The 22107-nt window shown below is 61.0% G+C and carries 17 protein-coding genes; 13 read left to right on the forward strand and 4 right to left on the reverse strand.

The annotated features are described in order from the left end of the window. Positions 1-24: 24 nt before the first annotated feature. On the reverse strand, positions 25-606 hold the full coding sequence (locus ASG35_RS02300) for an META domain-containing protein (protein ID WP_442854796.1): 582 nt from the start codon (positions 604-606) through the stop codon (positions 25-27). Between the two features lie 220 nt (positions 607-826). On the opposite strand from ASG35_RS02300, the gene purT reads away from it, so the two are divergent. The 6 genes from purT (at position 827) to ASG35_RS02325 (ending at position 8238) form a co-directional block, all read left to right on the forward strand. Then, positions 827-2068: a formate-dependent phosphoribosylglycinamide formyltransferase gene (gene purT, locus ASG35_RS02305; RefSeq protein WP_056352354.1), complete on the forward strand. Its 1242-nt coding sequence runs from the start codon at positions 827-829 to the stop codon at positions 2066-2068. Positions 2069-2131: 63 nt separating this feature from the next. After that, complete coding sequence (locus tag ASG35_RS31885) at positions 2132-2302, forward strand: DUF6726 family protein (RefSeq protein WP_156392956.1); 171 nt, start codon at positions 2132-2134, stop codon at positions 2300-2302. A 55-nt stretch (positions 2303-2357) separates the two neighbouring features. Beyond that, entirely contained in the window at positions 2358-2753 is a 396-nt protein-coding gene (locus ASG35_RS02310) for an MliC family protein (protein WP_442854797.1), read from the forward strand. 294 nt (positions 2754-3047) lie between these two features. Then, positions 3048-4700, forward strand: a complete 1653-nt coding sequence (locus ASG35_RS02315; protein ID WP_056352357.1) for an acetolactate synthase large subunit — start codon at positions 3048-3050, stop codon at positions 4698-4700. Positions 4701-4718: 18 nt separating this feature from the next. Then, positions 4719-6188 carry an aldehyde dehydrogenase family protein gene (locus tag ASG35_RS02320; protein ID WP_056352360.1) on the forward strand — a complete coding sequence of 490 codons (1470 nt, stop codon included), beginning with the start codon at positions 4719-4721 and terminating at the stop codon, positions 6186-6188. Positions 6189-6675: 487 nt separating this feature from the next. Continuing rightward, a complete protein-coding gene (locus ASG35_RS02325; RefSeq protein WP_082508216.1) occupies positions 6676-8238 on the forward strand; it encodes a DEAD/DEAH box helicase in 1563 nt (520 codons plus the stop codon). Between the two features lie 69 nt (positions 8239-8307). On the opposite strand, the gene gluQRS is transcribed toward ASG35_RS02325, so the two are convergent. Together gluQRS and ASG35_RS02335 are read right to left on the reverse strand one after the other, a co-directional pair. After that, positions 8308-9192: a tRNA glutamyl-Q(34) synthetase GluQRS gene (gluQRS, locus tag ASG35_RS02330; RefSeq protein WP_056352365.1), complete on the reverse strand. Its 885-nt coding sequence runs from the start codon at positions 9190-9192 to the stop codon at positions 8308-8310. Further along, positions 9189-10058: a sulfurtransferase gene (locus tag ASG35_RS02335; protein ID WP_056352368.1), complete on the reverse strand. Its 870-nt coding sequence runs from the start codon at positions 10056-10058 to the stop codon at positions 9189-9191. The genes gluQRS and ASG35_RS02335 overlap by 4 nt, the downstream gene beginning before the upstream one ends. 239 nt (positions 10059-10297) lie before the next feature. Here ASG35_RS02335 and dnaE point away from each other — a divergent pair, with 239 nt between their 5' ends. Further along, positions 10298-13861 carry a DNA polymerase III subunit alpha gene (gene dnaE / locus ASG35_RS02340; protein ID WP_200945684.1) on the forward strand — a complete coding sequence of 1188 codons (3564 nt, stop codon included), beginning with the start codon at positions 10298-10300 and terminating at the stop codon, positions 13859-13861. Further along, positions 13861-14958 carry a glycosyltransferase family 4 protein gene (locus ASG35_RS02345; RefSeq protein ID WP_056352375.1) on the forward strand — a complete coding sequence of 366 codons (1098 nt, stop codon included), beginning with the start codon at positions 13861-13863 and terminating at the stop codon, positions 14956-14958. Before dnaE ends, ASG35_RS02345 begins: the two co-directional genes overlap by 1 nt. Here the strand turns inward: ASG35_RS02345 and ASG35_RS02350 are convergent. Further along, positions 14927-15694, reverse strand: coding sequence for a glycosyltransferase family 2 protein (locus ASG35_RS02350; RefSeq protein ID WP_056352378.1), 768 nt, complete (start codon positions 15692-15694; stop codon positions 14927-14929). The genes ASG35_RS02345 and ASG35_RS02350 overlap by 32 nt on opposite strands. 357 nt (positions 15695-16051) lie before the next feature. Here ASG35_RS02350 and ASG35_RS02355 point away from each other — a divergent pair, with 357 nt between their 5' ends. The 5 genes from ASG35_RS02355 to ASG35_RS02375 all read left to right on the forward strand — a co-directional run bounded on the left by ASG35_RS02355 (position 16052) and on the right by ASG35_RS02375 (position 21834). After that, positions 16052-17149, forward strand: a complete 1098-nt coding sequence (locus tag ASG35_RS02355; RefSeq protein WP_056352380.1) for a glycosyltransferase — start codon at positions 16052-16054, stop codon at positions 17147-17149. Then, entirely contained in the window at positions 17146-17964 is an 819-nt protein-coding gene (locus ASG35_RS02360; protein WP_056352382.1) for a polysaccharide deacetylase family protein, read from the forward strand. The genes ASG35_RS02355 and ASG35_RS02360 overlap by 4 nt, the downstream gene beginning before the upstream one ends. Before the next feature lie 66 nt (positions 17965-18030). Beyond that, a complete protein-coding gene (locus ASG35_RS02365; protein ID WP_056352384.1) occupies positions 18031-19311 on the forward strand; it encodes a nucleotide sugar dehydrogenase in 1281 nt (426 codons plus the stop codon). Between the two features lie 103 nt (positions 19312-19414). Beyond that, complete coding sequence (locus ASG35_RS02370; RefSeq protein ID WP_056352924.1) at positions 19415-20551, forward strand: glycosyltransferase family 9 protein; 1137 nt, start codon at positions 19415-19417, stop codon at positions 20549-20551. Beyond that, a complete protein-coding gene (locus ASG35_RS02375; RefSeq protein ID WP_056352386.1) occupies positions 20548-21834 on the forward strand; it encodes an O-antigen ligase family protein in 1287 nt (428 codons plus the stop codon). Before ASG35_RS02370 ends, ASG35_RS02375 begins: the two co-directional genes overlap by 4 nt. The last annotated feature ends 273 nt before the right edge of the window (positions 21835-22107 follow it).

The following is a 22107-nucleotide window of genomic DNA, read 5'->3' on the forward strand; positions in this document are numbered from 1 at the left end:
GGCCGTCATGCTGCAGAAATGTCCTCAAGGTTGCGTGTGCTCGTTGAACGTCAGCACGTCGCCGGTTTTCAGCGTGATCTGCAACTCCTTCGGCGGCCGCATCTGAACCCCGGTCTTGTCGATACCCGCCAGCCCTTGCAAGAACGGCTGCTCCAGCGCGCTGCCTGGACCGGGCGCACAGGCCATCCTCGTGGCAGCAAGCGGGCCAAACGAAAGCTTGCCATCGGTCAGGTCGTACGTGCCGCTAAAACGGTTGCATCCGGAAAAGCCGTTCGCGCGACGCTGGCCGCCTTCTGTCGATAAATTCAGCGTGACAGGCGTGGCGTCCGGAATCTGGCGCGCACGGCCGGATGCGTCGGTCCAGGTGGCTAGTTGCCATTGGGTATCGTCGAGAAGCTGGGTTGCGGCCGGATTGTACGGATCGGTCGGCGGCGCGGCGCTGTCCGGGTGGGTCGGCAAAGCGCAGCCCGCGAGCGTGCTACCCAGAACAAGCGCCGCAGCCGAAATCAAGGCCGCCATGGAAAGCCGGGATTGCGCGGAAGCAGCATGGACGTGGCTAAGCGCCGAATGGGGCGCCAGGCGCGAACGGGAAGGCTGCATCGACATGAAATATCCTCAGGCTGGCAAAACCGTAAGGGTATCGCACTCATCAGGCGATTGACCAAGGGCGTTTGCATCGGAATCGTTGCGATGTGTAAAGAAACGTCATGCGTGGCGGCCTTTCCAACAGGAGAAAACGCTCTGCTCGACGGACCGCGACTCCTGTCTGCGGCAGGGGTCGCGTGTTAACATTCCGGGCTTCACAGGCCTCTTTTCCGGAGCATCCATGCAGAGCGCGAAGTCCGCTGCGTCCCCTTTTCAAACTGGCACCATCGGCACGCCGCTTTCGCCCGGCGCGACCCGCGTGATGCTGCTCGGCGCGGGCGAACTCGGCAAGGAAGTGATCATTGCGCTGCAACGGCTCGGCGTGGAAACCATCGCGGTGGACCGTTACGCCGATGCCCCCGGCCATCAGGTCGCGCACCGCTCGCACGTGATCGACATGACCGACGGCGCGGCGTTGCGCGCGTTGATCGAGGCCGAGAAGCCGCATTTGATCGTGCCGGAAATCGAAGCCATCGCGACCGACACGCTGGCTGAGATCGAAGCCGAGCAACTCGCCGTCGTGATCCCGACCGCGCGCGCAACCCAGCTTACGATGAACCGTGAAGGCATTCGCCGCCTCGCCGCTGAAACGCTCGGCCTGCCGACGTCGCCCTACGCATTCGCGGATTCGCTCGATGAAATGAAAGCGGGCATCGGCGAGATCGGATTTCCATGTGTGGTGAAGCCGGTGATGTCGTCGTCGGGCAAGGGGCAGTCGGTGCTTAGAAGCGAAGCCGATATCGAACCTGCATGGCAGCACGCCATGGCCGGCGGCCGGGTGAATCACGGGCGCGTGATCGTGGAGGGGTTTATCGACTTCGAATACGAGATCACGCTGCTCACCGTGCGCGCAACCAGTCCGGAAACGGGCGATTTGCAGACGTATTTCTGCGATCCGATCGGCCATGTGCAAGTTGCGGGCGATTACGTGGAGTCGTGGCAACCGCAAGCCATGAGTGCGGCGGCGCTGGCGAAATCGCGCGATGTCGCGGAAAAAGTCACGACCGCGCTGGGCGGACGCGGCTTGTTCGGCGTCGAATTGTTCGTGCGCGGCGACGACGTCTGGTTCTCGGAAGTCAGCCCGCGACCGCATGACACGGGTCTCGTCACGCTGGCCACGCAGCGTTTCTCGGAATTCGACCTGCACGCACGCGCGATCCTCGGCCTTCCTGTGGATACGACGTTGCGCGCGCCGGGGGCATCGGCGGTAATTTACGGTGGGCTCGACGAAGCGGGCATCGGCTTCGAAGGCGTAGCCGAGGCGCTTGCGGTGCCGGATTCGGACCTGCGGCTTTTTGGCAAACCGGAAAGTTTCACCAAGCGCCGCATGGGCGTGGCGCTCGCGACCGGACGCAATACCGACGAAGCCCGGGAACGCGCGAAGCTGGCAGCGTCTAAGGTAAGACCCGTCTCCATTCGATGACGGCAATACGCTGTCCGTCTCGCGCGCACCACGCGCCACGCACGGGCAGCACGGAGGTTTCAAGTGAAATTGTGTGTGGTAGCCGCGCTGTGTGCGGTCGTGGTTGGATTGAGCGGGTGCGGATTGGCGGCGGCGCCGTGCCGTATTGCGTCGGCGGGCTTGAAGATCGTGCCGGTGGTCGGTCACGTCGCGGCGGCGCCGACCGATGCGTGCGCCGGGGTCATCGATCCTTGATTGACGCGCGGCGCGGCGGCTGACCGCACAAAATCACGAACAAAAGGATACCGAGATGGAACGTTTTTTTGAACGGATGCACGGGATCAGGAGGAAAATCGCTGCGACCTTCGGGGTGCTGTGTCTGGCGTCCGTCGCGCATGTGGCGTTCGCCATGCCGCTGACCGTGCCTCAAATCCAGACGGCTACGACCAACACATTGCGCTACAAATGCAACGGCGGTCGCGTGCTGACCGTCCAGTACATGAACACGAAGAACAAGCAGAGCTTCGCCTTGCTCACCGTGGATAGTCGCAAGATGCTGTTTGTCAACGTGCTCGCCGCGTCCGGCGCGAAATACGTCGGCGATCACTACACGTGGTGGACCAAAGGCCCTGAGGGCACGCTCACCGACGAAACCGCCGACCCGAAAGCCGCGCCCATGCTTTCGGAATGCAAGACAGGAACGTAATCCGATCAGTGCTTCATTTGCGATGAAAGCCCGTTTCGACGCCGGTCGAAGCGGGCTTTTTTTTACGTCAGCCAATTATCTGGAACATAGGCCGGTTGGCTAACGTGGAGGACCGTCGCGGCATCGAACGGCTATCCGGAGTATGGTTGCTATCGGGATGTTGGCTCGCGCAAACCGCGGGCTGCATCAAAGGACCGGCGGCTGCCGCGGGGCCTCACTTCGCCACAGCCGATTCATTCATTGCGTCGTGTGCACGGCATTTGACGTGCACGCCGCCATCAAGCGAGAGCTTTCATGAAAGCATCGGATCTGTTCGTCAAAGCGCTGGAAGCCGAAAAGGTCGAATACGTATTTGGCATTCCCGGCGAAGAAAATCTCGATCTCCTCGAATCGTTACGCCGTTCGAAGATCAAGCTGATCCTGACGCGCCACGAGCAGGCCGCGGGTTTCATGGCCGCAACGTATGGGCGCCTGACGGGCAAAACGGGCGTGTGCCTCGCGACTCTCGGGCCGGGCGCTACCAACTTCGTGACAGCGGCTGCGTATGCACAATTAGGCGGCATGCCCATGCTCATGGTCACCGGCCAGAAGCCGATCAAGTCCAGCAAGCAAGGCAGCTTTCAAATTGTCGACGTGGTCCGGATGATGGAACCGCTCACCAAATACACGCGGTCGATGGTCTCTATCGGCAATATTCCGGCGTCGGTGCGCGAGGCGTTTAGGCGTGCGGAAGAGGAGCGTCCGGGCGCGACGCATCTGGAATTGCCGGAGGACGTTGCGCACGAAGAGGGCGACGGCGCGCCGATTCCGAAAAGCTTCAGCCGGCGTCCGGTTGCGGAGGAAAAAGCGGTCGAGCGCGCTGTAGAGGCCATCCGCGAAGCGAAACATCCGTTGCTGATGATCGGCGCGGGCGGAAACCGCAAGACCACTACGAAGATGCTGCGTGAGTTTGTCGATCAGATCGGCATTCCGTTTTTCACGACGCAAATGGGCAAGGGCGTGATCGACGAGTCGCATCCCATGTGGCTCGGCAACGCCACGCTGTCTGATGGCGACTTCGTGCATCGCGCGATCGATCATGCGGACTGCATTATCAACATTGGTCATGACGTGATCGAGAAACCGCCGTTTTTCATGCGCAGCGGCGACGCGGGCGAAAAGACGGTAATCCATGTGAACTTCCTCGGTGCGCAGGTCGATCCCGTGTATTTCCCGCAAATAGAAGTGGTGGGGGACATTGCGAACGCCGTCTGGCAAATGAAGGAATTGCTGAAGGAGCCGCAAGAAAATTGGGATTTCTCGCGTTTCAAGATGATCAAGGAGCATTTCGACGCGCAGCTCGCGAAAGGCGAGCACGACGACCGCTTCCCCATGTATCCGGTCAGGATCGTGAAGGACGTCTACGACACCATGCCGAAGGACGGCATCATTTGCCTCGATAACGGCATGTACAAGATCTGGTTCGCGCGCTACTACCGGGCTCACGATCCAAATTCGATCCTCCTGGACAACGCGCTTGCGTCCATGGGAGCAGGTCTGCCGTCCGCGATCGCAAGCAAGATCGTGCATCCCGAGCGCAACGTGATGGCGGTTTGCGGTGACGGCGGCTTCATGATGAATTCGCAGGAAGTCGAAACCGCCGTGCGTCTGAAGCTCGATCTCGTGATCCTGCTGCTGCGCGACGATGCGTTCGGCATGATCCGCTGGAAGCAGGAGAACATGAACTTTCCTGATTACGGCATGACGCTGCAGAACCCGGATTTCGTGGCGTATGCGCAGAGTTATGGAGCGATCGGGCATCGTGTGGAAACAGCCGAGGCGCTCGCGCCCTTGATCCGCGAATGTTTCGCGACGCCGGGCGTGCATCTGATCGACGTGCCTATCGACTATTCGGACAACGAGCGCGTGCTGAACCGCGAGATCAAACGCCTGAGCGCGCAACTTTGAACAGATGAAGGGGCTGACATGCTGAAGAAAACCTATCCGTATTACCTGGCGAACGAGGCCGTGGCGGCCAACACGGACCTGGAAGTCACCGATAAATTCAGCGGCGAAGTTGCGACCCGCGTGGCGATGGCGGACGCGAAGGCAATCGATGCCGCAATCGGCCACGCCGTTGCCGCACAGCGCGCAATGCGCGAATTCAAGCCGTATCAGCGGCAAGCGGTGCTCGATCATTGCGTAAAGCGTTTCCGGGAACGTTTCGATGAACTCGCGGAGGCGCTGTGCATAGAAGCCGGCAAGCCGATCAACGATTCAAAGGGCGAAGTGACGCGTCTTATCGATACCTTCCGGGTCGCGGCCGAAGAATCGGTGCGTATCGACGGCGGCATGATCAATCTGGAAATTGCGCCGCGCGCCGCTGGATATCACGGGTACTACAAACGCGTGCCGATTGGTCCGTGCTCGTTCATATCGCCGTTCAATTTCCCGTTGAACCTCACGGCGCACAAGGTCGCGCCGGCAATTGCCGCGGGTTGTCCGTTCGTGCTTAAACCGGCGAGCCGCACGCCGGTGGGCGCGTTGATCATGGGCGAAGTGCTCGCCGAAACGGATTTGCCGAAGGGCGCGTTTTCCATTCTTCCGGCCCATCGCGATGGCGCGGATCTTTTTACTACCGACGAACGGTTTCGCCTGCTTTCGTTCACCGGTTCTCCGGCGGTCGGCTGGGAGCTGAAGAAAAAGGCGGGCAAGAAGAAGGTGATTCTAGAGTTGGGCGGGAACGCGGCGGCGATTGTCGACCGTGATCAAGCGGACAGGCTGGATTACGTCGTGGACCGGTTGGCATTCGGCGCGTTCTACCAGTCGGGGCAAAGTTGCATTGGAGTGCAACGCATCCTGGCGCACGCCGACATCTACGATGCGCTGCGTGAAAAGCTCATCGCCAGGACGAAGTCGTTGAAGATGGGAGATCCGAAAGACGAAAAAACGTTCGTTGGCCCGATGATCTCGGAATCCGAATCCAGACGGCTGGCCGGCTGGATGGAAAGCGCGGTGTCGAGTGGCGCGAAAATCATTGCGGGCGGGAAGGTGGAGGGCGCAATGTTCGAAGCCACGTTGCTGGAGGGCGTGAAGCGCGACCAGGATTTGTATCGCAAGGAGGCATTCGGGCCGGTTGCGATCCTCGAAAAATTTACGGATTTTGCCGGGGCGCTCGATACGGTCAACGACAGTGATTTCGGCCTGCAAGCCGGCGTTTTCTCCGATAGCCTCACAAACGTCAATCTCGCCTGGGACGGGCTGGAGGTGGGCGGCGTGGTGATCAACGACGTGCCGTCGTTCCGCGTCGACAACATGCCTTATGGCGGCGTCAAGGATTCCGGGCTCGGGCGGGAAGGCGTCAAATACGCAATCGAAGATATGACCGAACTGCGGCTGATGGTGGTTCGAGACGTGCCGAAACAGGCGTCGGGTGCTGCGCCAAAAGCGAAATAGGCCGTTGCGGGCGCTGCGCGGCATGGCGGAGACGCCCGGCTGGCGGGGTTTTCCGGTGTCCGGATGCACCAAACGATCTGCGCGTGGCGCCGGGCGGTGCAGTGCTACAATATCGGGCTTTCCCGTAGATTGAACGCCACAACCGGTGCAACTGCGGGGAAGGTCGTGACCGGCGTGCTTTTCATACCGGTTGCCGCCGAGGTAGCGGCACGCAAGCCGCTGCATACAACCTCGCCACTTGTAATTTGCCGTTTGAGCCGTTTGTACTATTGCAGGTACTACGCTGTCCGGTTGAATCAGACCGGATCAGGCAGAAATTCGCAGAGGTCGAAACCTTGCGAATCCGAAGTCCGCGAGTTGATCGCCGATTGCCAGTTGCAAGGCGAAACACGCGGCTTCTTTCTTCACGAAGTCCATGAGCGGTGGAATGACCGCTCGCGCGCCGCTCCGGCGCATTTTTAGCGAAAGCGAAGCCACCAAAGTCACCATGTCAGATCCCGTCGTCACGAACCCGTCCGCCGCTCAATCCGACGCGCCCGCCGCTCATCCCAGCGCTGAAAACAGCGTCGCGCCACAGGCGCCCGCTGTCGCAGCGGCTGAGCCCGTACCCACATTCGACCAGTTCGGCTTGTCCGCCGACATCCTGCGCGCGGTGGTCGAGTCCGGCTACACCGTCCCCACGCCCATTCAGGCGCAAGCAATCCCCGTGGTGCTCGCCGGCCGCGACGTCATGGGCGCCGCGCAGACCGGCACCGGCAAGACCGCGAGTTTCTCGTTGCCGATCATCCAGCGTTTGCTGCCAACGGCCAGCACGAGCGCATCGCCGGCTCGCCACCCGGTGCGCGCGCTGATCCTCACCCCAACGCGTGAACTCGCCGATCAGGTCGCCGCCAACGTGCAGGCTTATTCCAAGCACACGCCGCTGCGCAGCACCGTGGTGTTCGGCGGTGTCGACATGAATCCGCAATCCGAAGCCTTGCGGCGCGGCGTGGAAATCCTGATCGCAACGCCAGGACGCTTGCTCGATCACGTCCAGCAGAAAACGCTGAACCTGGGTCAAGTGCAAATGCTCGTCCTCGACGAAGCCGACCGCATGCTCGACATGGGTTTCCTGCCGGACCTGCAGCGCATCCTGAATCTGTTGCCGAAGGAGCGCCAGACTTTGCTGTTCTCGGCCACGTTCTCGGGCGAAATCAAGAAGCTTGCTGCGACGTATTTGCGCAACCCGCAAACCATCGAAGTTGCGCGCAGCAATTCCACGAATGCGAACGTGCGGCAAATCGTGTTCGAAGTCGCCGAAAGCGATAAATCCGGCGCGGTTACGCAACTGATTCGCGAGCGCGGTCTCAAGCAAGTCCTGGTGTTCTGTAACAGCAAGATCGGCGCAAGCCGCCTCGCGCGCGTGCTAGAAAAGGACGGAATCATCGCCACGGCCATTCACGGCGACCGCACGCAAGGCGAGCGCATGCAGGCCCTCGATGCATTCAAAAAAGGTGAAATCGAAGCGCTGGTCGCAACCGACGTTGCCGCGCGTGGTCTCGACATCACCGATTTGCCGGCAGTGATCAACTTCGACCTGCCGTTCAGCGCGGAAGATTACGTTCACCGCATTGGCCGGACGGGGCGTGCCGGTGCGACAGGCGACGCGTTGTCGCTGTGCAGCCCGAACGAGCGCAAGCAACTCGCCGATATCGAGAAGCTGATCAAGCGGCCGCTCGAAGTGATGACACTGAAGGTCGAATTGCCGGCGCGGCGTGAATCGTCCAGTGGTCGCCGCGACGAACGGCCAGCTCGTGCGGAGCGCGGTGAACATCGGCATGGACGCAGCGAAGAGCCGCGCCGCCGTTCCACGTCATTCGAGCGTTCGCATTCGCGCCAGCAACCTGTCGATGATTTTTTCCTGAAGCCGTATGTGGCGTCGCCGGCATCGGCCAGGAAAGCGCAGGATGAAGCGGCAGCGGAAGCCGAGCGCAAGAACACGCCGCGTCAACCTTTGGCGGCGTTGCTTGGCGGTTTGGGCATGCCACGCAGGACGCCTTCGGAGTCTTGAGAGATAGACGCATTTCGTAGCGAAAAAAGCGGCAGCAATGCCGCTTTTTGCTTTTTGTGAGTTGCCGGACTACGTCCCGAATCTCTGTGCCCATTGCGCTGTGGCATCGGAGAAAAATGTTTCCAACGAACCAATGGACGACGGTTCAAGGCCGAGATGCTTCGCCGCTTGCATCAACGCGACAAGAGGGTTAGTCGTGTCCAGCGCCGTTGCGCCTGTTTGTTTGCTGAGTTTCTCGCCGTGTTCGTTTTCCACTACGGGGACGTGCAGATAGACGGGCGTTGCGACACCCAGGCATTGTTGCAAGTAGATCTGGCGCGCGGTCGAATCCATCAGGTCCGCGCCGCGAACGATATGCGTGATGCCGCAATCCGCATCGTCCGTGACGACTGCAAGCTGATAAGCCCATTCGCCGTCGGCTCGCTTGAGCACGAAGTCGCCTACTTCAGTGGCGAGATTCTGCGTCTGCTTTCCCTGCCAGCGATCCTCGAAGGCGATGACCGCGGCATCGCCATCCGGCACGCGCATTCGCCAGGCTCGCGGCGGCTTGCCATGCAGCCCGTCGCGGCACGTTCCCGGGTACGCGAGCGTGGCGTGCCGTTGATGAGCATATGCGAGCGAATCAGCGATCTCGCGGCGCGTGCATCCGCAAGGAAATACAAATCCCGCCGATAACAGCCCGTGGAACGCGCGCTGATACGCGTCCTCGCGCTGACTCTGCCAGATGGGAGGTTCATCGGACTGCATGCCGAACTTGTGCAGCGTGTGAAGGATATCTTCCGCCGCGCCGGGTATCGTGCGCGGACCGTCCACATCTTCAATCCGAATAAGCCATGTTCCCCGATGCGCACGTGCATCGAGGAAACTGGCCAGCGAGCTCACCAGCGAACCAAAGTGAAGAGGTCCGGTAGGAGAGGGCGCAAATCGCCCGCGATACGCGGACGCTGCGCTCATGCCTTGTGCCGCTGCCCGCCCGGGCCGGGAAACGAGGCCCGGCCATCGGCGGTAATCGCAGCGTGCGCTTCGTCGCTATTGACGGCTTCGTCTTCCGTGCCCGAAGCGTCGTCACTTGGTACGTTTGCCGCCGGTTCCAGCGCTGCGTTCAAAGCCGTCCGGTGATCGAACACAAAACACTCGCCGTGGTAATGCGCGCCGCCCACTTCCTCGAAGTACTTGAGAATACCGCCCTCGAGCTGATAAACATGATCGATGCCGACTTCCTTCATGTGAATGGCGGCTTTCTCGCAACGAATGCCGCCGGTACAAAACGACACCACTGTCTTGCCTTCCAGATCCGCGCGATGCGCTTCGATCACGGCGGGAAATTCGCTGAATTTATCGATGCGGTAATCGAGCGCCTGATTGAACGTGCCCACATCGACTTCGAACGCGTTGCGTGTGTCGAGCATTACGACCGCGCGGCCTTCGTCGTCATGTCCACGGTCGAGCCATGCCTTGAGCGTCGCCGCCGGAACGGACGGCGCGCGACCCAGTTCCGGCTTGATTGCCGGCTTTTTCATGGTGATGATTTCGCGCTTCAATTTCACCAGCATCTTGCCGAACGGCTGCGTGGCCGAGATGCTTTCCTTGAACTCCAAATCGGCAAATTTCCCTTCGAAAAGAGCATCTGTCCGAAGGTAATGCATGAAGGTGTGGATGGATTCGGGCTCGCCCGCAACGAACAAATTGATGCCTTCGGGCGCGAGCAGGATCGTCCCGCGCAGGCCAAGCGACACGCAGCGCTCGACAATCAGCGGCCGCCATTCGGCGCCGTTCTCGATGGTCACAAATTTATACGCGGAAAGATTGATGATGCTCATGACGCAAATGCTCTTAAAGTGCTTGAAAACGGGCGTTACCGGATGAAAAAGCGGGAACGACGGGCGAATTCCGCATCCGTCGAATCCGTATTATCCCGCAAACGGCACGTGCTTCCGACTCGACCGATCGGCTAACGATACGGCACTTTTTTCATGATGTGGATCGAGTCTGTTTGACCCCTGACCGAATGGCTAACGCGTGCTTTCCGCCGGGTATTTCGCGAATAGGCGGATGTACAATATTGGTCATGTCAGATCCCCGTTTTGTCCATCTTCGTGTTCACTCCGAATTCTCGATTGCCGACGGCATCGTGCGCCTCGACGACGTTGTCAAGGCCGCGGCCAAGGACGGCCAGGGCGCGCTCGCGCTAACCGACCTCGGCAATGCATTCGGCCTCGTCAGGTTCTATAAGGAAGCGCGCAGCAAGGGCGTGAAACCCATTGCCGGCTGCGACGTCTGGATCACTAATCCAGCAGATCGCGACAAGCCTTCGCGCTTGCTGCTGCTCGTCAAGAACCAGCGCGGGTATCTCAATCTGTGCGAACTGCTTTCGAAAGCGTGGCTGACGAATCAGTATCGCGGGCGCGCGGAAGTCGAGTACGAATGGCTCGAAGGCGGATTGTCCGAAGGGTTGCTGGCGCTGTCGGGCGCGCAGCATGGCGATATCGGCATGGCGTTTGCCGCCGGTAACGACCAGGCCGCGATTCGTCACGCCGAGCGCTGGGCCAAGCTGTTCCCGAACGCGTTTTACATCGAGTTGCAACGCGCTGGGCATCCGGGCGGCGAGACCTATATTCAGCAAGCTGTCGGGCTTGCCGCGCAGTTGAAGTTGCCGGTCGTCGCCACGCATCCCATGCAGTTCATGACCCCGGACGATTTCACGGCGCACGAAGCGCGCGTGTGTATTTCCGAAGGCGACATGCTCGCGAATCCGCGCCGTCAAAAGCGCTTTACAACCGAGCAATATTTCCGCACGCAAGAGGAAATGTGCGCGTTGTTCGCGGACCTTCCGTCGGCGTTGGCGAACACGGTCGAAATCGCGAAGCGCTGCAATCTGAAGCTGGAACTCGGCAAGCCGAAGCTGCCGCTTTTCCCGACGCCCGACGGCATGTCGCTCGACGACTACCTCGTGCATTTGTCGAAGGAAGGGCTGGAAAAGCGTCTCGTCCAGCTTTATCCCGACGAAGCCGCCCGCGAGGCGCAGCGCGAGACGTATTACGCGCGCCTGGAATTCGAGTGCAAGACCATCATCGGGATGGGCTTCCCGGGTTACTTCCTGATCGTTGCCGACTTCATCATGTGGGCGAAGAACAATGGCGTGCCGGTCGGACCCGGTCGCGGATCGGGCGCGGGATCGCTCGTCGCGTACGCGTTGTTCATTACCGACCTCGATCCGCTCAAGTACAACTTGCTGTTCGAACGATTCCTGAACCCGGATCGCGTGTCGATGCCTGACTTCGACATCGACTTCTGTCAGGAAGGGCGTGACCGCGTCATTCAGTATGTGAAGCAGAAGTACGGCGCGGATGCGGTATCGCAGATCGCGACTTTCGGCACGATGGCAGCGAAAGCGGCCGTGCGCGACATTGGCCGCGTGCTCGATCTCGGCTATATGTTCACGGACGGAATCGCGAAGCTGATTCCGTTCAAGCCGGGCAAGCACGTGACGATTGCGGACGCGCTGAAGGAAGAGCCCACGCTGCAGGACCGCTTCGACAACGAAGACGAAGTGCATCAGCTGATCGAGCTTGCGCAGCGCGTGGAAGGGCTCACACGCAACGTCGGCATGCACGCGGGCGGCGTGTTGATTGCGCCCGGCAAGCTCACGGATTTTTGCCCGCTCTACACGCAAGGCGAAGACGGCGGCGTGGTCAGCCAGTATGACAAGGACGACGTGGAAGCCGTCGGGCTCGTGAAGTTCGACTTCTTGGGTTTGACCACGCTGACCATTCTCGACTGGGCTGAACGGTATATCCGCCGGCTGGACCCATCGAAGAAAGACTGGAACTTGTCGCAGGTTCCGCTCGACGATCCCGCTTCGTTCCAGATTCTCAAGAAAGCGAACACGGTCGCCGTGTTCCAGCTGGAAAGCCGCGGCATGCAGGGCATGCTGAAGGACGCGCAGCCTGACCGGTTCGAAGACATCATCGCGTTGGTGGCGTTGTATCGACCGGGCCCAATGGACCTGATTCCGAGCTTCTGCGCGCGTAAGCATGGCCGCGAAATCGTGGAGTATCCGGACCCGCGCGTGGAATCCGTCCTGAAAGAGACCTACGGGATCATGGTCTATCAGGAGCAGGTGATGCAGATGGCGCAGATCATCGGCGGATATTCGCTCGGTGGCGCCGACTTGCTGCGCCGCGCGATGGGCAAGAAGAAGGCCGAAGAGATGGCCGAGCATCGCGAACTCTTCCGGCAGGGCGCGGCGAAGAATGGCCTGACGGCCGGGAAAGCCGACGAAATCTTCGACTTGATGGAGAAGTTCGCGGGCTACGGTTTCAACAAGTCGCACGCAGCCGCGTATGCACTACTCGCGTACTTCACGGCGTGGCTCAAGGCGCATCATCCGGCTGAATTCATGGCGGCCAACATGTCGCTAGCCATGGACGACACGGACAAGGTCAAGATCCTGTTCGAGGATTGCCTCGTCAACAAGATGATCGTGTTGCCGCCGGACATCAACCAGTCGGCTTACCGGTTCGAGCCGGTAGCCGAAGCCGACGGCAAGCGTTCAAAGACCATTCGATACGGCCTCGGCGCGGTGAAGGGCAGCGGGCAGAGCGCTATCGAAGAAATCTTGCGCGCGCGCGAAGAAGCGCCGTTCACCGATATCTTCGACTTCTGCATGCGCGTGGATCGCCGTATGGTGAACCGGCGCACGGTGGAAGCGCTGATCCGGGCCGGCGCGTTCGATTCGCTGCATGATAATCGGGCGCAACTGATTGCATCCGTGTCGCTCGCCATGGAGGCCGCGGATCAGGCGGCGGCCAATGCCATGCAGTCCGGTCTCTTCGACATGGGCGACGAACCGCAACAAGGCCACGAACTCGTCGACGAACCCATGTGGTCGGACAAGAAGCGCTTGCAGGAAGAGAAAAGCGCGCTGGGCTTCTATTTGTCGGGCCATCTTTTCGATGCCTACAAGACCGAAGTCCGCCGCTTCGTGCGCCAGAAAATCGGCGAGTTGAAAGAAGGGCGCGAGAAGCTCGTAGCGGGCGTGATAACGACTATGCGCACGCAAATGACTCAACGCGGCAAGATGTTGATCGTGAATCTCGACGACGGCACCGGCCAATGCGAAGTCACCGTGTTCAACGAACAGTTCGAAGCGAACAAGGCGTTATACAAGGAAGACGAGTTGCTCGTGGTGCAAGGTCAAGCCCGCAACGACGCGTTCACTGGCGGGATTCGCTTTACGGTTGAAGCCGCAATGGATCTGGAGCGGGCTCGCAGCAGATACGCGCAATCCGTGAAGGTCGAAATGAACGGCAACGCCGACGCACTGCGATTGAAGAAAGTGTTGGAAGCTCACAGCGCGCCGCCCGAGCAAGCAGCGGCTCCAGCGGTGGTTCAGCCTTCATCGCGCGGTGGATCGCGCGGCGGAGACCGCGACGGTGGTGGCCGCGGCCAACGCGCGCCTGTGCAGATCCCGAATGGCCTGAACGTGAGCATTTTGTATAGAAGCGAGCATGCCGAAGGCGAAGTGCGGCTCGGCGACGAATGGCGCGTCAAGCCAACCGACGATCTGATCACGGCCTTGCGCGGGGAGTTCGCGGGTAGCGCCATCGAAATCGTTTATTGATGTGCGCCGCGAACAAGGCGTGGGCGAATCTCGGCATCTCCGCCAACGCGCTCAAACAAAGCGGCGGCCTCGAGCGTTACGCGCTGGACCTCGTTCGCGGACTCAACGCGGCTGGTTTTACCGGCGAGCGCAAGCCGGCGTTTTTCGCCCGCAAGATCGATACGTCGCAGCCCGAAAGCGCAATGGTCGCAGCGCACAGGATCAATGTTTCGCTGCTGCCATCCAAGCTGCGCGACACGTATTTCAACTGGGCGCTCAAGCGCGCACGCAAAAATGCCCGGGTCGATGTGCTAATTGGGTGCAATCGCGTGGAGTCGTCGGAGATCGCGATTTGCGGGGGAACCCATATTGGCTTTCTGACCGCGAGCGGGCGTCAAGAACGCCCTTCGGACGGCCGTCAGATCAAGATAGAGCGTTTGCAGTATCGGCAGGCCAAGATAATCGTCGCGCACTCGGAAATGATGCGCGACGAACTGCGCACGTTCTATGCCGTGCCCGACTCAAAAATCCGCGTGCTTTATCCGCCTGTGGATGGTGCGCGGTTTTCGGCGGTGTCTGCTGAACAACGCGCAGCGCTGCGCAAACAATTCGGTTTCGCCGATAACGAAAACATTCTGCTGTTTCCATCCAGCAGTCACGAGCGCAAGGGTTTGCCGCTGATCGAAGCGGCGTTGCGAGACAGCGGTTTGCCCGTGGTGATTGCCGTCGCCGGGCGGCCGCCGGCGCAGACATCGGACAGGCTCAGGTACATCGGGTACGCGAAGAATATCGAGGATGTGTATCGTGCGGCGGATTTCACGATTCTCGCGTCCACTTATGAGCCGTTCGGGCTGGTGGGTATCGAATCCGTGATGTGCGGAACGCCGGTGATTTTCCCGACGAGCATCGGCTGCGTGAGCGCGATTGCCGACAATGCCAAGTTCACGTTTCAGCCCGGAAATGCCGATGACCTTCGCCGTGCCGTGCAGCGTGCACTCGATGCAAAACCGGCAAGCGTATCGGCTGAATCCATTCTCTACGATACAAGCATCGCGGCACACGTCGACGCGTTACTCGAACTCGCCGTCAGTGCGGCTGGTTCAGCTGTGCAAGCTTGAGAAAACGGTAATACACGGTCTGCGCGTTGAAGACGGCGATCATGAAACCGGCGCGGCCATCGAGAAAACCGCGTCGCAGGAAGTAGGTGCGCACGAACGCCCACACGCCGCGCAGCACCGCCGTGCTGAAGCTGCCGCGTTTGCCCGCCGCGTGACGCTGTTGCGCTCCGGCCGTCGAATAAGTATCGAGCTTGCGCAGCACGGTTTCGAAGTCCTCGTACGAGTAGTGCATCAGCTTGCCTTTCAAACGCGCGACCTTGGTTGCGCCGGGCTGTGAAAGCACGAGCCGTTCGTGCACGAGGTCATCGGAAAAACGCGCTGCGCCGCGTTTGAAAAGCCGCGGAATCCAGTCCGGATACCAGCCGCTGTGATGAATCCAGTTCCCGCAAAAATTAGATAAACGGTCGACCGCGTAGACATCGGCTTGTGGTTTCGCGAGCGCTTCGCGGATCGCGAGACCCAGTTCCGGCGACACGATTTCATCGGCATCAATGGACAATACCCAGTCCGTAGTCAGCGCATCGAGCGCGCGGTTCTTCTGCGGGCCGAAGCCGGGCCAGTCCCGCACTTCTATGACGCGTGCGCGATGCGCCTCTGCTATGCCGGCGGTGGCGTCGGTGCTGCCGCCATCGATCACGACGATTTCATCGGCGAATGAAACGGCTTCGAGACACTGCGCGAGACGGGCCGCAGCGTTGAAAGTGATCAGGGCGATGCCGAGCGTTGGGCGGGTCATGGGGCGTGAATAAGATACGTGAATTGCTATAATTTGACGCTAAAAGCACCAGCCGCGAGTGCTGCGTTTATAGTCGCTGTTACGGCAATGTGCCCGAAGCCAGCCGGACCTTTTCGTGTGTGCTGACAAGACTGACGAAGCACAAATCGAACACCATACGGGGCGTAGCGCCTGAAGTCTGCAGCCGGACATCGTTATACCAGAATCGGGCTGCCCGGCTTGCCGACGCAACGAACGCACTAGAAGTACACGTGTTGATTCGTCCTGGCGGACGCGACCGTTGAATCATGCTCACAATACCAACCGCGTGACGCCAGCAGCGAATAATCGGGAATCAATTTGGGATCCATCACTGCAATGAAACCGCTGAGAATTTTGCACAGCGAATCGTCCAACGGATGGGGCGGTCAGGAACATCGTACGTTCAAGGAAATGCTTGCGCTGCGTGAACGCGGTCACACGCTGGAACTCGTGTGCGTCCCAGGCGCGCGGCTCGGCGAGCGGCTTGGTGCCGAAGGATTCACAATCCACACAACGCCCATGCGCTCCGGCATGGACATCAGCGCGGTTGCGCGCATACGGCAGCTTTTGAAGGAACGCAGTTTCGATGTGCTCAACACGCACAGCGGCCGCGACAGTCTTTTGGGCGGCGCCGCGGCGCGGCTTGCCGGCACGCCGCTGATCGTGCGAACGCGCCACCTCGCGCTTGCCATCACGTCGCGCGCGACCTACACGTGGCTGCCGCATAAGGTGGTGGCCGTGAGCCAGTCGGTGCGGCGTTATCTGGTCTCGGAAGGTGTTCCGGAAAAAGACGTCGTGACGATTTATACGGGCATCGTGAAACCGCCTTCCGTGAGCCGGGCGGCATCGACTTTGCGCGCAGAACTCGGCCTTGGCGAAGACGCGGTGATCGCCGGCACGGTCGCAATCCTGCGCGACAAGAAAGGTCACGCTGATTTGATCCGGATTGCGAAACCTCTGATTGAACAAAGACCGAATCTGCATTTTGTCTTTGCCGGCGACGGTCCTCTCTTCAATGAAATCCGCGCCAGCGTGCAGGACAACGGCCTCACGGATCACGTTCATATGCTCGGCTTGCGCCGCGATATTCCCAACGTGCTCGCCGGCTTCGACCTGTTCGTCTTGCCGACGCATCAGGAGGCGCTGGGCACATCGTTTATCGAGGCCATGGCGGCGAGATTGCCCGTGATTGGTTCGGCGGTGGATGGCGTACCCGAAGTGATCGAGGACGGCGTGAACGGCCTGCTCGTTCCGGCGCACGACGACCGCGCGCTTGCCGCCGCGTTGTTGCGTCTGGTCGATGCACCCGACGAACGCCAACGTATGGGCGATGCCGGTTTGCAGATCACGCAAACGCGTTTTTCCGTCGATACCATGGCGAACGAAATGGCCGCTTTCTACGTCAGCAGCCTGAGCGAACGAGGTCTTGCATGAGGACGGCGCGTGCCGTGCCCGTTCTGATGTATCACCATGTGAGCCCGGCGCCGGGCGCGGTGACCGTGTCGCCGGCGAATTTCGCGGATCAGATGGCGATGCTCGCGCAAGAAGGCTACACAACGCTTGGCGCAGATGCCTTCAGTGCGTATCTGGCGGGCGAGCCGGTGCCCGAAAGGTCTGTGGTGCTCACCTTTGACGACGGTTATCTCGACAACTGGGTTCACGCGCATCCGGTACTCGCGCGGCACGGGTTCACGGCGATCGGGTTCCTCGTATCGGCATGGATCAACAGCGGGCCTGTGCGAGCGAACACGGCGAACTCATCACCGGGCGTACCCGAACTGCTGGGCCACACGGCATCGAAGGCGGCGATCGAAGCGGGCGAAACGGACAGGGTCATCGCGCGCTGGTCTGAAATCCACGCAATGCGCGAGGCCGGGACGTTCGAATTCCATAGTCACACGCACACTCATACGCGCTGGGATCGCGTGAGCCAGGACCCGGCCGCCAAATGCACCGGCCTTCGCCAGGATCTGCTTGAAGCTCGTGCAACGCTCGAACGCAATCTCGGCGAGGTATCGGATCATCTTTGCTGGCCGCAGGGCTATTTCGATGCCGACTATCTCGAAGAAGCCGCCGCGTCAGGTTTCCGCCATCTCTACACGGTGCAGCCGGGCACGAATGTCCGACGCGGTAACCCGGGCAACATCTTCCGGCTCGACGTGCGCGACAAACCCGCGCCCTGGCTGAAAAGCCGCTTGTGGGTTCACAGCCGGCCGCTTCTCAGCCGCCTCTACCTCAAAATCAAATGACGATGGACCGATGCAGCCACGCATTCAGGCCCACGCGAGTCCCGACACTTTCGAGTATTTACCGCCATGCATGATCGACACGTCTCCGTTATTGGCCTGGGCTATGTGGGATTGCCCGTCGCCATCGCTTTTGGCATGCAACGCCGCACGATCGGCTTCGATGTCAGTCCGAACCGGCTCGCCGACCTGCGCGCGGGTCTGGATCGGAACGGCGAGGTCAGCCGGGACGAACTGGCGCGCGCGCAAATCGAGCTGACCGACAGCATCAAGACCTTGAAGCAAGCTGACTTTCACATCGTCGCCGTACCCACGCCGATCAGCGCCGGCGCGCAGCCGGACCTGCAGCCGGTGATCCGGGCGTCCGAAACGGTCGGCCGGGCGCTCAAGCGCGGCGATATCGTGGTGTATGAATCGACGGTTTATCCAGGCGTCACAGAGGAAATCTGCGTGCCGATCCTCGAGCGCGAATCGGGCTTGCGCTTCGGCACGGATTTCACCGTGGGATACAGTCCCGAGCGCATCAACCCCGGCGACAAGCTGCACACGTTCTGCAACATTGTGAAGATCGTCTCCGGGTCGGATGCAAGCACGCTCGATCGGGTCGCCGAGGTGTATGGCTCGGTCGTGACGGCAGGGGTGTATCGCGCCGGCTCCATCAAGGTGGCCGAGGCCGCGAAGGTGATCGAGAATACGCAGCGCGACCTGAACATCGCGCTGATGAACGAGGCGGCGATCATCTTCGATTATCTCGATATCGATACCCGCGAAGTGCTGGACGCCGCCGGCACCAAGTGGAATTTCCTGCCGTTCACGCCCGGACTGGTGGGCGGTCATTGCATCGGCGTGGACCCCTATTATTTGACGCACAAGGCCCAGGTTTCCGGCTACACGCCGCAGCTGATCCTGGCCGGGCGGCGCGTGAACGACGGCATGGGCCGGTTCGTCGCCGAGCGCGCCGTCAAGACGCTGATCCGCACCGGCCGCGCGCCGCTTGGCGCCAGGGCGGTCGTGCTCGGGTTGACGTTCAAGGAGAATTGCCCGGACCTGCGCAATTCCAAGGTGATCGATATCGTTCATCATCTGGAAGACTACGGCCTGCACGTCCAGCTCCACGATCCGCTCGCTGACCGGCAAGAGGCTTTCGACGAATACGGCGCCACTTTGACGTCTTTCAATGCGCTGGAACCCGCCGATCTTGTTGTTCTCGCGGTGCCGCATCGAGATTTCCTGCAAAATACGGGCGCATTGATCGCACTGGCGAAACCGGGTGCCGTGTTTGCCGACGTCAAGTCGAGTTTGCCGCTGGAGGAGATCCGCGCGGCGGGGCTTGTCGCCTGGCGTCTGTGAGCGGCTTGGAAGCCTGGATCGCTTGATCGCGGACTCGGGCGTGGTTTTGACGCGCATCAATCGCAACCCACACACTCCAATTCTCAAGCAGGAACGCTGTCCGATGAGCCGACTTTCTGGACGCATGCGCATCATGGGCCGCGCATTGCCCCGGCTGACGTTGAAGCCGTTGCGCCGGAAGCCGCAGGTGGTGAGGCGTGTTCTGATCGCGCATCACTTGTTGCTTGGCGACACGCTGTTGCTGACGCCGCTCATCGCGAAACTGCGGGCGCAACATCCGGATGCGCAGATTGTGCTGACCTGCCCGAAACCCATCGTGCCGCTGTATGACGGCAAGCCGTTCGGCGTGGACGTGATTCCGTTCGATCCGCGTGATGTTCAGTCGGTCAAGGCCATACTGCGCTCCGGGCCGTACGATCTCGGCTTCGTGGCCGGCGACAATCGTCATGCGTGGCTTGCACTCGCGGCAGGATGCCGATGGATCGCCGGCCACGCGCACGATGTCCCCGCGTGGAAGAACTGGCCGCTCAACGAAGCCGTCTCGTATCCGGACACGCCCGGCGCCTGGGCCGACATTGCGGCCCGCCTGGTCGAAGGTCCGCCGCCGCGTCCGTACAAGATGGGTGACTGGCCGGCGCCCGCGCCCGCAGCGCTCGCGGAAGCCGATGCACGTGTCTTGCGGAAGCCTTACGTCGTGCTGCATCCGGGCGCAAGTACCGACGTCAAGCGCTGGCCCGACGAGCGTTGGCGATCCCTGGCGGCGTTCGTGGAAACGCTCGGTCTGGCGCCGGTCTGGAGCGGTGGTCCCAGCGAAACGGAGTTGATCGACGCAATCGATCCCGCCGGCCGGTATCCGAGCTTTGCCGGCCGTATCGACTTGCGTCAGGTGTGGCACATGTTTGCCGGCGCGCGGGCGATCGTCTGTCCCGATACCGGCGTGGCGCATCTCGGGCGTCTGACCGGCGTACCGACCATCGCGCTGTTCGGGCCGGGCAACGCGCTGATACACGGCGCGGGAAACTACTGGCGCGATGCGCCGTTCACGCCGGTTACTATCGCTGACATGCCGTGCCGCGATCAGCCCGACATTTTCAGGCGATATGTAGCGTGGGCGCGCCGCTGCGATCGCAATACATCGACGTGTGTCGCGTGGCGCGGCGACCATGCCGATTGCATGGGACTTATTTCGCTCGAGGCTGTCTGCAACAGCTTGCGGGCGGCTCTTGCGGGAGTGCAATGACGAAGATGTGCATGCAGGTGGAACGCGTTCTGTGGGTGGCGTGTCCAGTCATTATGTTTGTCGCGATGTTCGCCCACATGACCGCGCTCGAAAACATGGCGCTGGGGCTGGTGGGCATCGGTACGCTCGCCGCGGCCTTTTCGCCGGACCGGCCGTCGCCATTGCGCTGGCCGTTGCTATGGCCCATCGCCGCGTGGGCTGCGTGGGCGCTGATATCCGTTTCGTGGTCGCCGTTTCCGCGCGACAGCATGCATGCGTGGCTCGACGAAGTCCTGTATCCGCTCGTGTCGTTCCTGGCCTTCTGGCTTGTCGGAACGCGCACCGGGCGAGCGCAGCAGATCGTGTTAATCAACTGGGTTGCGTGCCTGCTGCTCGTGGGCGGCAGTTTGTATTACTGGGGCCGCCTGCAGCCACCCACCGATCCCGCCGATGTGCTCCTGCATTACTACAACCGTGTGGGCCACACGAGCACGCTCGCAATCTTTTCGATAACGCTCTTCACCGGCCTGCTGATGGACCGCCGCTGGCGGCTTTTCGGGCTGAGCGGGATCGTGCTCGCGCTGGTGATCGGCCTGGCGACGCTCAACCGTTTTTTCTGGCCGGCCGCGGGCGTCACGCTGGTGATCGCGGCTTACCCGTTGTATCGGAAACATTTGTTGCTTGCGGCGCTGAGCGTTCTGGTGATCTGCGTCGCCGCGGTCGGAACGCTCGAACTGAGCGTGCGCCTGCGTCTCGGACACAGCATGCCGAAACCTGCCGCGCGCGAGGTCACGGTTGCCGGCGACAAGATGTACATGCCGGAGGTTCTGGCTGGTATCGGCGACGCAATGTCCTCGGATACGCGTCCCAAACTCTGGGCTTTCTACGGTCGGGAAGGCGAAGCGCGCACATGGACGGGCGTGGGTTTTGGCAAGCCTTTGCCGGGACGTGTCTTCCAGGCCGAGATTCCGCCGACCTTGCTGGAACGTGAGCCGCAGGCGCTGACGCACGCGCACAACCTGTTTCTGAACACGTGGCTCGAGACGGGCATAGTTGGCGTGGTGCTGGAAATATCGTTGCTGCTGGCTTTGATCTGGCGATTCTGGCGGCTGCGGCACGCGGTGCCGTGGGTGAGCGCAGCGGGAATCGCCTTGGTGATGGGCATGGTCGCCAAGAATTCGACCGATGACTTCATGTGGCAGACCACGGCGCTCGCGTTCTGGTGTTTCTCAGGGTTCCTGATGGGCCAGGGCGAAAAGCTGGCTGGAATGCTTCCTAAAGCGCGAAAGGACCCGGGCGTTTAAAAGACCGGCAGGGCGCTTCTGAACTTCCGCAAGAGCCGCAAGCGCCATAAAACTCGCAACGCACGGCCGTCGTCAGAGGCCGAAAGGCGTTAATGAGACACGGCACCTCGCCGGATTACAATGTCGGTTTGCCGAATCGGCACTGTGCAAGGGCAACGAGTGCTCAAGGCACAAGCGCCGCGAGAACGGCGATTCCCGGCCCCAGGCGCGCGCAGCAAGCACAACAAAGGAAACAACTTTTGAGTCAACAGCCCACCTTGAGCAAAACGATCG

Origin of the sequence: Burkholderia sp. Leaf177 (assembly GCF_001424345.1) — a bacterium.
GTDB lineage: Bacteria > Pseudomonadota > Gammaproteobacteria > Burkholderiales > Burkholderiaceae > Caballeronia.